The following is a 16,117-nucleotide window of genomic DNA, read 5'->3' on the forward strand; positions in this document are numbered from 1 at the left end:
TTTAATTATAAAAAAGCATCAAACTGTTTTAAATTAGCTTCCGCTAGCGATTCTATATCATCCGTACTCTTATTTTTTAACACTGATCCTAAAATTTCTTTATAATCACACTCATTATAATTAATCTTATTATCACTTAATTGATGTGTTGAAATTAAATCTGTGTTAAAATATATTTGTAATTCTTTATCTATTCTTCTAAGAGTTACAGATTTACCTATATATTTAGGTGGTACAGAGTATTTACTTCCTTTATAAGTTATTAGTGAATCCTTATGAACTTTGGTTTGACGGTCGTAGTTCATATAGGATTCTATGATATGATTACTTGGTAAGGGAAGTAGATACTCCTTTTCTTTTTGAAATAATAATATAGGTGGAATGTTAGTTGCTTGGTTTGGTGCTTGATTAACCTTAGAATTTATTCTTTGAAGCAGTTCAATGATGTCTGATTCATTTTCAAATTCTCCATCATAAGGTAATATCCATTCTACAAATTTATTTGCAGATTCTACTTTTCCTTTGGTATAAGAATGCCTTGGTTTACACAATGTAATTTTAAATCCAAAGTCATCCGCAAAAGCTTTTAGCTTGCTATTTATTTTTCTTCCATCTTTAGTTATATCAACAACTGTTTTCATATTGTCAAATAAAATTTCCTTAGGAACACCTCCTGTCATTTTAAAAGATTCTATTAGGCTTTCAAATACATCTTGTTGTGTTTTATTTTTTTTATAAGTAAAACAACAGAATCTTGAATTTCCTAACTTATAAGAAAATACATTGAAAATAAAAACTTCACCATATTTTGAAGTTAACTTAATATCTTCCTTCCAATCAACTTGGGCTTGCTTGCCAGGCGGTGTTTCGAATCTAGCATGTCCTCTTATGGCTTTCTTTGGTTTCAGGTTTTTAAGTTTTACATATTTATTAAAATTTGAATAAGTTCCTATATCACCATATTTATCTTTAAAATATTGATATACTCCATTTATCGTAACGCCATTTATGGCAAGCTTTTCTTTTATTTCAATATAATATTGATCCAATCTACTACTTTTATTTCTAGTTTTTGATTTACCTTCATATCCCTCATAATATTTCTTCACAGTTCTTCGATCTAAATCATATTCTCTAGCTAACTCTGAAAAGTTAGGTTTAATATTCATAGATTTTAATATAGTTAATTGACCTTGTAAATTCATAATCATTAGTATCCCTCCAATAAATAGGATATAACTAATGATCATTTTTGTACATTTTTATTTTCCATTTTCTGTTCATTGTTATATTATCATTTACAGCGAAGGCGGTAGTGATAGACCTGAAAACTTAATTACACTTTGTAGCAAATGCCATACTCCCGCCAATCATAAGAAAGGAAAATTTCTTTATGATTGGTGCGTGAATGGTAAAAAAGTTAGAGGTTTTAAAGATGCTACATTTATGAGTATGATTAGATGGCATTTAGTTAATGAATTAAAATCTAAACATAATAATGTGTCTATAACTTATGGATATATTACTAAAAAACATAGAATTCAAAATGGTATTGAAAAGAGCCATTTAAACGACGCTTTTGCTATTGCAAAAGGAACGAATCAAGCTCGAACTAAAGACAAGTTTTTAGTAATTCAAGATAGGCTCAAAAATAGAAGTTTAGAGAAGTTCTATGATTCAAAAATTATAGATATTAGAACAGAAAAAAAGGTTTCTGGTGGAGACTTAAACTGTGGTAGAAGCACAAGAAACAAAAATCTTAATACAGAAAATTTAAGAAAATATAGAGGTGTTAAAATATCAAAAGGTCAGCGTAGAATAAGAAAACAAAAATATTTCTATCAACCTAATGATTTAGTTAAATATAATGGAAAAGTTTATACTGTTAAAGGAACTCAAAACGAAGGCAAGTATATCGCTTTAAAGGAAATTAAAAAAGTTCCTAAAGTGGAGTTATTAATACCTTATGTTTTTAAGAAAGGGCTTAACTGGAGTTATGGATTATGTTAGTGAAAACAACAGTAAATATCTGTTAATGGTTCGTTTGATATTTGTTGTGAAATACCGAAGAAATTTGCTTATCAAATTTGAAGATGAGATTAAACAAATATTTTATGATATAACCAAGGAGAAAGATATTGTGATTGTAGAAATGGAAGTAGATAAGAACCATATACATCTACTGGTACATTACAAACAAACTATGTCAGTTTTAGACTTAGTTCGATGGTTTAAACAAATTTCTACATATAGATTGTGGAGGCAAAACAATAATATTATGGAACTAGCTAAGTTCTTTTGGAAAGAAAAAACTTTCTGGTCAGATGGATATTTCTCATGCAGTATTGGAAATGTTTCTAAGGAAACAATTGAAAAATATATACAAAATCAAGGTTAGGGCTTACATCCGCTACTTTAAAAGGATAGCAGTTTTACGCCAGTATTTATAAAAAATAAGTCGATATAAATATTTTTTATTGGTTCTGTAAAAAATTTTGTGTAAACTGAATAAAACCAACTCCTTTTTGGAAATAATTGAGATAAATAATTATTACAAGAATGAGTTTTTTATATGTCAAATATGTCGAAAGAATTATTAAGAAAATATATTAAGGAACAAAACTTTACTAGTCCAAATGAAATTTTAAATGCTCTAAAAGATATGTTTAGAGATGTACTTCAAGAATCGTTAGAAGCTGAAATGGATGAAGCACTAGGGTATGAAAAGTACGATTCCATTAGTAAATCCATTGATAATAGTAGAAATGGTTATTCAAAGAAAATAGTAAAAACAGAATTAGGACCAGTTAAAATAAATATACCAAGAGATAGAAATGGTGAATTTGAACCTAGAATTATTCCTAAACATCAAAGATCAGTTAATGGAATAGAGGAAAAAATATTAGGTTTATATGCAACTGGAATGACAACTCGTGATATTTCTGAACAAGTAAAAGAACTTTATGGAGTGGATGTTAGTGCTGAAACTGTATCTAATATTACAAATAGAATCTTACCGCTGGTAGCGGAATGGCAAAGTAGACCTTTAGAAAAAACATACTCATTTGTATTTATGGATGCAATTCATTATAAAGTTAGAGAGGATAAACAAGTAGTGATTAAAGCTGCGTATGTTGTTATCGGAGTCAATTTAGATGGGGAAAAAGAAGTTTTAGGGATATGGATTGGGGCTAATGAATCAAGTAAATTCTGGCTATCTGTATTAAACGATTTAAAGAATAGAGGTGTTCAAAATGTACTTATATTCTGCGTTGACGTTCTTAATGGCTTCAAGGAAGCTATCGGAGCTACTTTTCCATTTGCTAAAATACAAAGGTGCATAATACATCAAATACGTTCTAGTATGAAGTATATACCGTGTAGCAAGGAAATGGACTAGAGCTTATGCTGATTGGGATTTAGTTATTAATCAATTAAATATTATTTTTAGTGATATTTTAGATGAAAAAAGAACCTTAAATTAGGATAAACCTAAAATAAAGTTCTTTTGATATTTTCCCTAGCGTATATTATTCCTAATAAGTGGGGATAATATACATATAGGGTAATATTTAAAATGTCAATAAAACCTATATTTAGACAAAACTAAATAAAATTTAAATTTTAAAAATCACTCATTATTTTCAAGAGGAAATTCAGAATACACAAAATTATTTACAGGCTCTTTTTTATTATCTATATCGACTTATTTTTTAATATAATTTATACACTTTAAACTAAATTATATTTTAAAATATTTAATTTTTTATTATTTTAATATAAAATACACAGCAGAATATGGTTTCATATCAACTGATAGCAACCTTTTTTTGTGACTTGAAATAATTGAATTTGCATCATTTTTATTTCCGCCTTCATAATATTTAATATATTCTTCAATTAAAATTCTGTAATTTGTTTTTCCATCTCCACCATATTCATTTATGCTACTATCCATAATAACTTCCAAAGTATTATATTCCATTGGAATTTCATATCCTTCATGATATTCATCAGAAAAATTAAATATTGCAATAATATTTTCATTTTCCCCCATTCTTTCAAATGTATATACACATTTTTCCTCTTGATGACAATCAATCCAATTAAATCCCTCATGTTTATAATCATCTTTAAATAATGCTGGATGATTGATATAAACTAAATTTAAATCTCTCATAAATCTATGAAATTTATTATGCATTGGATATTCTAAGATATTCCAATCTTGTTCTCTCTTTTCATCCCACTCTCTAAATTGTGCAATTTCATTTCCCATGAAATTAAGTTTTTTCCCTGGATGAGCATACATATACATATAAAGTGCTCTTGCTTGCTTAAATTTTTCTTCATATGAATTACCATACATTTTTTGAATTATAGTTGCTTTTCCATGAACAACTTCATCATGTGATAATGGCATTAAAAATTTTTCACTATAAAAATACATCATAGAAAAAGTCAATTTATGATATTCTCTTCTTCTATCATAAGGATGTATTTTAAAATACTCTAAAGTATCATTCATCCATCCCATGTCCCATTTATAATCAAATCCAAGTCCACCCTCTTCAACAGAAGCTGTAACTTTAGGATAAGCGGTTGAATCTTCCGCAGCTAAAATTATACTTGGATGCATATACTTTAATCCTTTATTCATCCCTTTAATAAATTCTACTGCTTCTTTATTTTCACCTCTATCAGAATTTCCTTGCCAATAAATTATATTGCTTAATGCATCAACTCTTAATCCATCAAAATGATATTCTTCTATCCAATAATTTGCTGCAGATTGTAAAAAACTCCTTACTTCACCCTTTGAATGCATAAAGTTTTTACTTCCCCATTGACTAATAGCAACATCTTCATGTGGATATTCATATAATGGAGTCCCATCATAATTTGCCAATGCAAATCCATCTACAGCAAAATGTACTGGAACAAAATCCATTATTACCCCAATATTATTTTTATGACATTTATCAATAAAGCATTTTAAATCTGTTGCAGTTCCATATCTAGATGTAGGACTAAAAAATCCCGTATTTTGATATCCCCATGATTCATCACATGGATGTTCACTTAATGGCATAACTTCTATATAATTATATCCATATTCTTTTACATATGGGATTAACATATCTGCTAATTCGCTGTAATTATACCAACTATTATCTTCTTTTTTTCTCCATGATCCTAAATGTACTTCATAAATATTTAAAGGTTTTTCTTTGCAATCACTTCTACTATTAATCCATTCCTCATCATTAAATGTATATTCATTTAAATCTCTAATAATAGATGCTGTATTTGGTCTTAATTCCATACCAAATCCATATGGATCACAATGATCAACACATTGCCCATCATTACTATAAATCCTATACTTATATAGCATTCCTGGCCTTAAATTGGAAACTCTACATTCAAAGAACTTATTATCTTCTAACCTATACATTTCTGTTCCTGACCAGTTATTAAATTCCCCTATTAGTTCTATCCTTGAAGCATGTGGTGCATATGTTCTAAACACTACCTGATCATTTTCTATATGTGCTCCCATATATTTATATGCATCAAAAATTTCACCTGCATAAAACCCATATATATCCATAGTATAATCTCCTTTTACTGCTTTTAATGTAATAAAATTATTAACTATTTATTATTTTACAATATTTGTAAGGTAAAAACTATATTATTTTTATATAAATTTTATATTTTTAATTAAACTTTAGTATGTTTATAGTGTATTAATTTACTATATATGCTTGTGTTATATGAAATTATTGTTGACAACATTTTAATATAACACAATCGTAAGTAATAAAACTACATTAATATTCCCTCACTACTTCAAAACCATAAATTTCACTTTTCAATTAAAATATAATAAACTCTTTAACTTATTTAAAACAAAATTAATCACAAATAAACCATTATCAAATTTGAAATTTCAAATTTCAATAACAGTTTTTTTAATTTATCATTTTATTTTAATCAATTTATTTCAATATAAAACAAAGCTTTAAAGATTTCTTTAAACAATTTACTAAATTAAATACAAATAGTCTTTTCTTTTATTTTATTCCAAGATAAATAAGTATTAATTTCAGCCTTTACATTAATATTAAAATTAATTTTTTCTATTATTGAATTATTCCTTGTATATTCAATACTATTTTTATATTCAAAGGCTCTCCAATTTAAATAATGATCTAAATATTTACTTGCAACACCTCTAAATTTAACTAGCCAGCATTTTATTTTATTAGAATACCCCTTATCAATTTCATTAATTTCTTCTTTATTAATCTTTACCTTATTAACTACATTAAGTGCTCTGCAAAAGTTTTTTAATCTTCCATTTATAAATCCTACGGTATAAGCTTTTTTATCTAGTCTTGGTATAAGATTATCCCTTAATTGATTAGCTCCAAAAAACTTTCTTCCTCCCATAATTGGAAGAATTTCAATTTTATCATTTAATGCATTTATAACTATAATTTTATCTCTCTTTTCTTCATGGAACTTTCTATCGCCCTTAAAATTTTCCAAAGTAACAAATTGAGTAAGCTCAATATATGGCCCTGATATTTTCTCTTTATAATTTTTCTTAGCTAAATCATGTAAAAATCTATGTCTCCAAAAAAATGCTGTAACTAGTGTAATTCCAGTCTTTGCAGCACAAATCCTCAAGGGTAGCCCTTGTATAAAAAATTCAAAATACTTTTCGTAATTTTCTCTAAATTTTTTAGAATATCTAAAAGGATTATTTATATTACCTGTAAAAGTCTTTTTGCAAAGTTCGTTTTTACATCTAAATCTTTGATGCCCATTAAAAAATCCAAACTTTATTATTTTTTCACCCTTGCAGTAAGGACATTGTTTTCCTTCTTTAATTTTATTTTCTTCAACATTCTTATAATATTTCTTGTAATTTAATTGTTCATTGCTTAATTTAGGACTAGTTTTAATTAAAGTTTTATAAAATCTACTATTTATCATAATCATCACCAGTTATGATTATTAACTTAATTTTATAACTTTAAACAAAAACCTTAATTAATAAAATATTAATTTTAAATTTTATCTATAACCAACAATAGAAAAACTTTCTATTTTTAAGCATATTTTTCTACAAAATATCAATTATTAAAAGAAAATTACTTCACTTTCTTTCAGCACAAAGCCTTTTCTTTTCATAAAACTTAAATATTTAAAAGATGAAACTAATCATTAGTAGTTTCATCTTTTAAATACTCTGTAATATATAATTTATGTGCAAATGATAAAACAGCAGATTTTAACATTTTACTTTCTTTTATATTATTATCAACCATAGATGCATATGAAAAATCTCTTGTTATAAAAACAGCTTTAATAGCTTTTTCTATTTCATCACAAAAATAATCATATGCCTCTTCAACTGAATAGCCTTTAATTTGAATATTAATTAATTCACATATTTCTTGTAAACTAAATACTTGTTTCAATACCCCTACAACAATTAAATACGCTAAATGCTCTTCAGTATATTTTTTATCCTTAGGAGCTGGAATAACCCTTTGCTTAACATAACTATTTAACATGGTTGGTGTTAATAATTTCTCATTACTTTCTATATTTAATGATTTTGCTAAATCTTCTAAATAAATAATTACTTGATCCTTATAAAGAGGTACTTTTGGTAACTGCTTAAACCTTGGTATAGAAAAGTTAACAAATTCCATATTATATCCCACCTTACTTTAATACTTCATGTTTTCTAATATATTGTATTGAAATACAACCTGGCCCTCCTTGAGTAGTAAATACAGGCCCTAATAAATTTATTTCTATATCTGTATTTTCTATATTTTCTAGTATAATATTCTCTGCACTTTTCGCCAACTCTTCATTACAAGCATGAGATATGTAAATCTTATAATTTGAATTAATACCCTTATTAATCATATCTTCACTAATTTTTTGTAATGCTCTTTTAAATGTACGCTTAGTTGTAAATTTAACTAATGACTTTTTATCTTCTGAAAGTGTCATAACAGGCACTAATTTAATCACACTTCCTATTTTCCCCACTATAGAAGATAATCTTCCCCCTCTTACCAAATAATCAAAATCATTTGGTATTAAAAATGACTTTGTTTCTTCTTTTGATTTATTTATTTCATTAACTATTTCATCTTTATTTTTTCCTAATTCAACAAGCTTCACAGCTAAATCAACCAAATATTTTTGTGGTCCGCATAATGTTCCTGAATTAATTACTTCTATTCGCTTTGAGTTTTCAGCCATTTCCTTAGCAACACATGCAGAATTATAAGTTCCTGATAATCCATCAGCCATTGAAATATTAATTATTTCACAATCTTCATTTTCATTATAAACATTTAATACCTCACCTATAGCTGGTTGTGAAGAAACTGGAATATGTCCTTCATTAATTATATCAATAAATTCCTTTGTTTTTATATCTTCATATTCATTATATGTAGTTCCATTTATAGTTACTATTAATGGTAAAATCGAAATTCCTTTAACTTGTCCCTCTTCTTTTGAATATAATGCTGATGAATCAGATACTATTTTTATCATAAAGCTTATCTCCAATCACTTAAAATTTTATTCTATATAATTTTTATTTCTATTCTAAAATATATAGTTTTTAAAACTACATATTTTAGAATATCACCCTAAATAAATCTTGTCAATATTTTCATTAATCTTTAATTTAAATTGAAAAATTAACTATCGTCATACTTACTTCGTAGTATTATTTAATTTTATGATTTTAAATCTTGAAATTCATTGATAGCACTTAATTTTAATCCTTAAAAAAATTTTATATTTTTCTATACAAAATTATGCCTCTTGATTATACAACAACATAAACATCATAAATAATCAATATAGTCTTATAAAATTTTGTAGACTTTATCTATCTGTCAAAACGACTCCTAGTAGCTTATATAATTAAAATAGAGCTAAATCATTTTTTTGATTTAGCTCTATTTTAATTATATTAATTTTCTATATATAGTTGTGTTATATCAAAATGTTGTTAACAACATTTTGATATAACACAACTATATAGTAATAAATCTATATTTATATTTGCTCACTACTTTTCATCATTTTCCTTTATAAAGATTTCTGTTTTTTCTACTTCCTTTATTCTAAAATCTAAAAACTCTATATATGACTTAACTGCTTGAAGCTCTTCAATTTTTTATCCAACACTTCTCTTTGCTGTTGAATTATTTTTATCATAGAATCTTCTGTTATTCCTTCCTTTAATGATAATATCATAAGTTTACACTGCTTTATTTAATAAATCAATTTTTATAAATTGATTTACAGAATAATACCTTTAATTATTTTGTTTATTAATATAAGCATATTTAAGAAGACCCATTTTATCATAATACCTTAATGTTTCAATTGGAACATTAGTTAATTTAGATATTTCACCAACTGAAAAGTAAGTTTCCATTAATATCACCTTGTATTTGAAATAATAAATAGTATAAATAAATATCTTTATATTTTCTAAAAATAAAAAAAAGCAATAAAATTACTCAAAATAATCATGAATAATTTTATTGCCTAAATTTTTGATTAATTATACAACTACTTTTTCTTTAATAATACATTAAATTATTATATAATTACCTTTCTTTATAGTATACTTAAATTCTTATACAGTTACTTTTCTTTATAGTTTAATTTAATTCTTATAAATTAATATTTATAGTTTCACTCTCTTAATATAGAATGTGCTAAAATAAATACTTATTTACTTTTTCCCTTAAACATAGATTTTACCCCTCTTTTTACCACATCAAAAAAACTTAATGATTGTACCATATGATTAGGATCAACATATTTTCTAACAGTCCGAAGAACTTTTTTAGGGTCCTTTGAAGCAAAAATATATGTTCCATTTCTCTTTGTTTTTAATGCATATCGAGGAATCCATTTTCCCCTAAATAATACAGAGGCAATCACATAATCAACTTCCTCCCATGGAATCTGAATATATTTATGACTGTCACGAGAATTATAAAATTCAAATCCCTTATCGCCAATCATTATTTTTCCATAATCAGAAATCCATGTAAAAGATGTTCCATCAATCACCAAATCTACTTTTGTATTTAATGATTGAACCATATTACATTAATCCAATAACATGGAATATTATACCTGTTGCAAATAATCCAAGAATAATTACAATTGGAGATACTTTCTTTTTAAGTAACCACATACAAAGAAGAGTAACTAATAATCCTGCTAAACCAGGAATTAATGAATCTAAGTTATTTTGTAATGTTGTAACCTTAACATCTGTTAATGATAATCCTGATGCTTGTTGTAATAAAGCTTCTTTAATACCATTCACACCCTCAGGAAGCTTACTCCAATCAATATATGCACCCTCACTTAATTTAACAGATGATACTGTTGGTGCAAATGAAACAGATACCCATCTATTAACTAATGCCCCTAAGATAAACATACCAAGAATAGATGCACCCCTTGTAATATCTTGTAATAACCCACCTGATAAATCATCAGTTATACTAGATCCAACCTTATATCCAAACTCTTGTGTATACCATGTAAATGCCATACGAATAAGGTTCCAAGCAACAAAGAATATAATTGGCCCAAGAATATTTCCATTAATTGCAAGCGATGCTCCTAATGCACCTAATATAGGTCTAACAGTAAACCAGAAAACTGGATCACCAATACCTGCTAAAGGTCCCATCATACCAACCTTAACACCTTGAATAGTTATATCATCAACTTCTGTACCATTAGAACGCTCTTCTTCTAAAGCTAATGTTACACCAAGAATTGGCGAAGCAACATATGGGTGGGTATTAAAGAACTCCAGGTGACGCTTTAATGCTGCTGACCTCTCTTCTTTAGTCTTATATAATCTTTTTATTGCTGGAATCATTGCAAATGCCCAACCACCATTTTGCATTCTTTCATAGTTCCAAGAACCTTGAAGGAAAGTTGAACGTAACCAAACAGAAATACGATCTTTTTTTGTTAATTTTAATTCCTTTGCCATTTTCTAATCTATCCTTTCTATTAGTATCTATCTATAATATCCCCTAAAGGATCTCCTGTATTTGAGCTTCCTCCATCAACTGTATCACCTTTTTTAGAAAGTGTTAAGTAAATAAGAGATAAAGCTACACCAATTGCACCAAGTCCAATAAGTGTAATTTGTGAAACAGTTGCTAATACAAATCCAATTGCAAAGAATGGCCATACTTCTTTTGTTGCCATCATGTTAATTACCATAGCATAACCAACAGCTACAACCATTCCACCACCAATTGCTAAACCATCAGTTAACCAAGCTGGCATAGCATTAAGTAATGAACTAATTGGACCAGCACCAATTGCTAAAATTAATCCTGCTGGAATAGCAATACGTATACCTTGTAAACAAATAGCTGCAACATGCCATATTTCAACCTTTTTTACATCCCCTTCATTAGCTGCTGCATCCATAAAGTGTACAAATACAGTAGAAATTGTACGACAAATAATTGTTAATAATAATCCAGCAACTGCTAAAGGAACTGCAATTGCAATAGCTGAAGAAACACCTTCTGCTCCTTTTCCTCCTAGCACCAATATAATTGCTGATGCTACTGCTGCTAATGCTGCATCCGGTGCAACTGCTGCACCTATATTTGCCCAACCTAATGCAATCATTTGAAGAGTACCACCTAATATTAAACATGGTACTAAATTACCTGTAACCAAACCAATTAATGTACAAGCAACTAATGGTTGATGAAATTGAAATTCATCCAATATACCTTCCATACCAGCCAAAAATGCTACAATAATGACTAATATTACTTGAACTATATTTAAATCCATAGTTATTCCTTCTCCTTTTTACCTAATTAAATTATTTTAACTTATTTAATTCATCTTGTGCCTTTTTTAATATTTCATCCATATTTCCTTTAGAATCACTTGGTACTTTACGAACATCAAAATCAATTCCAGCTTTCTTTAATTTATTAAAAGTATCAATATCTTCTTGATTAAAAGCAAGAACCTTATTTGGCTGAACTTTTCCCGTAGAATGTGCCATAGATCCAACATTTATGGTCTTTAAAGGTACTCCTCCTTCTACTACCCTTAATACATCTTCTGGATTTTCAAAAAGAAGCATTGCACGTTGACCACCAAAATGCTTATCATCTTTTGCAAGCTTAATCATATGATTTATTGGAACAACATGAGCTTTAACCCCTGGAGGAGCTGCTTGTTGAATTAAGCTTTTACGAAGATTATCTTTTGCTACTGCATCTGATACAACAATAATTCTCGTAGGTTGTACAGTTTTTGTCCATGCTGTTGCTACCTGTCCATGTAATAAACGAGAATCAATACGTGATAAAACGTATTCAAATTTTCCAGGCGAACCCGCATTAGAAATTTTAACTGAAGCTTCAGAATTCACATTAGCCTCCTTTGGCTCTAATTCCTCTGGTCTAACCTTAACTCCGTCCTTAGCTGGCTTCAAAATATAAGCTGCAATTTCATGTGCAGATTGCATTGAAAGACGAGCCCCATAAGCTTCAATTAACATAGGTAAATTTAAGCCTGATACAATTGCCCACTTATCTTTATGCTCTTCAAATAAAGCATTTGACTGATTAAATGGTGTGCCACCCCAAAGGTCAACTAAAAACAATACTTCATCTGCATTATCTAATTTTGATATTGCTTTTTGTAGTTTTGCTCTAAAATCGTCTGGGCCTTCACTTGGCATTAATGTAACTGCTTGTACATTTTCTTGTTCTCCAAAAATCATTGAGCCTGATTGCATAATGCCCTTAGCAAAATCCCCATGACTAGCAAGAATAATTCCTACCATTTTTTATACCTCCTATTTTTTTATTTGTTACAAATTCAAAAATATAAGTATTTATAAAATAAAGTAAAATTATTATTATATTATTTAATGAAAAAAAATAATAATGCCATTAATCAAAATACAAAATATACCTGATATAAATAATAAATTATTTTACTTCATAAAATTATACTTAATTGAATTAATAACTATAAAATATTTTTATTTATACTTAATTAAGAAAAATATATCGAATTGTTATCGTATACATATTTAAAAATTAAGCACAATCATATTATAACATAATTTTATTTATATATACTATATTTTTTAAAATTATTTTATATATTATTTATTTTATTCTTAAAAAGGCCTTATCTAACTCCAAAAAACGTAATAGTTTACAAGGTTATTTTTGCAATATTTACAAATTAAGTTCTATAAAAATAATATCTTTTGAAAATTTTATATTTTTCTCGTATTTGAAATAATAAATAATATAGGCAAATACTTTTTTACTTTCTATACAGAACAAAATGGCTATCGTCATGCCCACTTCATGGTATCAATCTTAAAGTTTTAAATCTTAAAATCCATTGATATACCTAGCCTTAACGCTTAAAAAATTTTATACTTTCCTAAACGTTGACAAATTGGCTATCTCCACACCAACTTCATTGGATCAATCCTATAGTTTTAAATCTTAAAATCCATTCATATAACTAGCCTTAAAAATTCAAATTTTTTATACTTTCATATACATAAAAAAAATGGCTAAAAGCTAGATTTTTCTAACTTTCAGCCATTGAAAAAATTTTTATTTAGTCTTTAATAAAAAATCAATGGGATTATTATCCTTTTCCCTTTAACTAAATATTACTTTTAATAATAAATGGGGGATTATTATTATTTCTATTATTATCTTTTAGTTTTAACTAAATATTGATTTTGAATTTTAATAATAAATGGGGAATTTTATTATTTTTTGTCATTAATTTTATTATTTTTTGTCATTAATTTTATTATTTTTACTTTACTTAACTATTAATATTAATTTTAATAATAAATGGGGGATTATTATATAAAATTAGTTCTATTTTAAATGCTACAAATTTTACATCTCAATTATTTGTTAACCTGATATAGTTTCTATTTGTTACGACTATGTTAATTCACAAATTTTACATCTCAATTATTTGTTAACACGTGTTAACTTTTTATTTTTTAACATAAGTATAACATCAGATTTTTTAGCTAAATCCTTATTATGTGTAACAACTATTACACATTTGCCATGCTCATGTGCACTAGATTTTAATATTTCTACAATTTCATTTTCTGTATCACTATCTAAATTTCCTGTTGGTTCATCAGCTAATATTACAGGAGAATCTGCTACAAGAGTTCTTGCAATTGCCACACGCTGTTGCTGACCACCAGATAGTTGTAATACATTTCTATTAATTTCTTCATCACCTAAGCCTAAATTATTTAATATTGACTTATCAGCTTTTTGATTAATTATTCTTAAATTTTCTAAGGGAGTCATATAATCAATTAAATTATAATTTTGGAATATTAACGAAATATTGTTTTTTCTATGGTTTTCATATCCCTTTATTTTTATATCTTCATTGTTATATAAAACTTCTCCTTTTCTAGGTTCATCTAACCCAGCTAACAATGATAATAAAGTAGTTTTTCCAGAACCTGAAACACCTAAAATCGTATAAAATTTACCTTTTTCAAATTCAATACTTATATCATCTAAAATATTTTTGCCATTTTTATATGAATAGCTAATTTTATTTAAAGATAAAACTGACATACTAACTCCTCCTAACTCATTTTTGATAATATTTCTTTTGGTTTTAATCTAATTATTGATGCTGAAGATAACACTACTGAAATTATGATAATTCCTGTACCTATAATATATACATAAACAACTTCCTTAGCTTGTATTTTTACATCAATTTCATCAACTGTACGAGTTGCTAAAGAACTATTAACATCATTTCCTAATGAAAATCCTCCAAATCCACTCTTAACATCTTGAACAGCTTGTTTGCTTGCTTGTGAAACTATTGTATTTCCTATATTTTGTGAAATTACTTTACTTGAGAAATATGATCCTCCAAAAGCTAATACACTTATAAGTAATAATTCAATTATATATTGAGAAATAATATTAAACTTTGAAACTCCTATTGAAAGTAATATACCTGTTTCATGAATTCTTCCTTGAATCCAAAATGCTAACACTAATGAAAGTATTATTGCACCAGCTATTATTGCACCAATTAAAATCATATTTATAATCTTATCTAAAGAATCAAAAGACTTAGATAAAGCTAAGAATGTATCTTCACTCTTTACTATTGTATACTTATTCCATTCAGCAGAAATTTCTTTAAATTTTGCTGTTACCTTATCTACATCAGTGCTTGTATTAAACGTAGCATTAGTATATTTTACTTCTCCATCTGAATATCCATATAAAGTTTTAACAGTATCTATATCAGTTATTAAAAGATTTTCTGGCATTTCTAATTTGTGACCAACTCTTTCAGTGTTACTACTTTCAAAAATACCTACTATTTCAAGATCATAATCATTTTTAGATAAAGTTGATGCATTAAAATCACCAGCACTCTTTTTAGCCTTTATAGTATCTCCAACTTTTAAATTATTTGCTTCTGCTAAAGCCTTATGAATTAATACCTTACCTTTATCAGTAGGCACAATATGTCTACCATCAACAAGCTTTAATGATTTACTTATAAACTTAGTATCATACTCAGAGCTCTTATGTGCTTCTACAGAAAAAAGTTTTTCATATTTATAATCATCATTATATTGAACTGCATTTTTTTCTGGTTTTATATAATTTACATTTTCTAAATCTAAACCAGCACCTTGAATTGCAGCATCATAATTCTTAACACCATCTACCTTTGAAAGCTTATTAATTAAACTTTCTGGAATTGTTCCACTTAAATTACTTCCAAGATTAGTTTGTAATTCAAAAGTATTTGCCATATCCTTATTTGAATCTTGTCTTGCTATATTAGCTGCCTTTTTAATTGAAATTCCACTTAAAACAGCTGTTGCTATTCCAAATAATATAAATAACATAATAATACTTTTCATTTTTTTTCTTGTTATATATAATACCGATCTTTTAAATACATTCATATTTATTTCCTCCTT

General features: G+C 26.9%; 14 protein-coding genes and 1 pseudogene. 3 read left to right on the forward strand and 12 right to left on the reverse strand.

Going from position 1 to position 16,117, the window contains the following annotated elements; genetic code table 11:
* Nucleotides 1-5: 5 nt before the first annotated feature.
* A complete protein-coding gene (gene istA, locus ACUN06_RS10980; protein ID WP_370778846.1) occupies nucleotides 6-1,208 on the reverse strand; it encodes an IS21 family transposase in 1,203 nt (400 codons plus the stop codon).
* Nucleotides 1,209-1,242: 34 nt separating this feature from the next.
* Between istA and ACUN06_RS10985 the strand changes: the two genes are divergently transcribed.
* From ACUN06_RS10985 to ACUN06_RS10995, 3 genes and pseudogenes are all read left to right on the forward strand, one after another.
* Entirely contained in the window at nucleotides 1,243-2,010 is a 768-nt protein-coding gene (locus ACUN06_RS10985; RefSeq protein ID WP_449389793.1) for an HNH endonuclease, read from the forward strand.
* Entirely contained in the window at nucleotides 1,997-2,398 is a 402-nt protein-coding gene (gene tnpA / locus ACUN06_RS10990) for an IS200/IS605 family transposase (protein ID WP_449390273.1), read from the forward strand. The genes ACUN06_RS10985 and tnpA overlap by 14 nt, the downstream gene beginning before the upstream one ends.
* A gap of 174 nt (nucleotides 2,399-2,572) precedes the next feature.
* Nucleotides 2,573-3,379, forward strand: a pseudogene (locus ACUN06_RS10995) (IS256 family transposase); the annotation flags it as partial.
* Nucleotides 3,380-3,769: 390 nt separating this feature from the next.
* Here ACUN06_RS10995 and glgB read toward each other — a convergent pair.
* The 11 genes from glgB to ACUN06_RS11050 form a co-directional block, all read right to left on the reverse strand.
* On the reverse strand, nucleotides 3,770-5,614 hold the full coding sequence (gene glgB, locus ACUN06_RS11000; RefSeq protein ID WP_449389794.1) for a 1,4-alpha-glucan branching protein GlgB: 1,845 nt from the start codon (nucleotides 5,612-5,614) through the stop codon (nucleotides 3,770-3,772).
* 443 nt (nucleotides 5,615-6,057) lie between these two features.
* Nucleotides 6,058-7,008: a transposase-like zinc-binding domain-containing protein gene (locus ACUN06_RS11005; protein ID WP_449389795.1), complete on the reverse strand. Its 951-nt coding sequence runs from the start codon at nucleotides 7,006-7,008 to the stop codon at nucleotides 6,058-6,060.
* A 224-nt stretch (nucleotides 7,009-7,232) separates the two neighbouring features.
* The gene (locus ACUN06_RS11010; protein ID WP_294128278.1) at nucleotides 7,233-7,733 is read right to left on the reverse strand and encodes a DUF1836 domain-containing protein; all 501 of its coding nucleotides are present in this window, start codon (nucleotides 7,731-7,733) and stop codon (nucleotides 7,233-7,235) included.
* 13 nt (nucleotides 7,734-7,746) lie between these two features.
* Nucleotides 7,747-8,598: a DegV family protein gene (locus ACUN06_RS11015; protein WP_449389796.1), complete on the reverse strand. Its 852-nt coding sequence runs from the start codon at nucleotides 8,596-8,598 to the stop codon at nucleotides 7,747-7,749.
* A 775-nt stretch (nucleotides 8,599-9,373) separates the two neighbouring features.
* Complete coding sequence (locus ACUN06_RS11020) at nucleotides 9,374-9,496, reverse strand: MerR family DNA-binding transcriptional regulator (RefSeq protein ID WP_449389797.1); 123 nt, start codon at nucleotides 9,494-9,496, stop codon at nucleotides 9,374-9,376.
* Between the two features lie 299 nt (nucleotides 9,497-9,795).
* On the reverse strand, nucleotides 9,796-10,176 hold the full coding sequence (locus tag ACUN06_RS11025) for a DUF956 family protein (RefSeq protein WP_301953958.1): 381 nt from the start codon (nucleotides 10,174-10,176) through the stop codon (nucleotides 9,796-9,798).
* Between the two features lies 1 nt (nucleotide 10,177).
* A complete protein-coding gene (locus ACUN06_RS11030; protein WP_291736167.1) occupies nucleotides 10,178-11,089 on the reverse strand; it encodes a PTS system mannose/fructose/sorbose family transporter subunit IID in 912 nt (303 codons plus the stop codon).
* A gap of 20 nt (nucleotides 11,090-11,109) precedes the next feature.
* A complete protein-coding gene (locus tag ACUN06_RS11035) occupies nucleotides 11,110-11,916 on the reverse strand; it encodes a PTS mannose/fructose/sorbose transporter subunit IIC (RefSeq protein WP_301953959.1) in 807 nt (268 codons plus the stop codon).
* Nucleotides 11,917-11,947: 31 nt separating this feature from the next.
* A complete protein-coding gene (locus ACUN06_RS11040; protein ID WP_294161043.1) occupies nucleotides 11,948-12,925 on the reverse strand; it encodes a mannose/fructose/sorbose PTS transporter subunit IIA in 978 nt (325 codons plus the stop codon).
* A 1,171-nt stretch (nucleotides 12,926-14,096) separates the two neighbouring features.
* Complete coding sequence (locus ACUN06_RS11045) at nucleotides 14,097-14,732, reverse strand: ABC transporter ATP-binding protein (RefSeq protein WP_291736088.1); 636 nt, start codon at nucleotides 14,730-14,732, stop codon at nucleotides 14,097-14,099.
* Between the two features lie 11 nt (nucleotides 14,733-14,743).
* Nucleotides 14,744-16,102 (reverse strand): ABC transporter permease, encoded by a 1,359-nt coding sequence (locus ACUN06_RS11050; protein ID WP_449389798.1) that lies wholly within the window; start codon nucleotides 16,100-16,102, stop codon nucleotides 14,744-14,746.
* Between the last annotated feature and the right edge of the window lie 15 nt (nucleotides 16,103-16,117).

This window comes from Clostridium sp. ETTB3, from assembly GCF_053571985.1.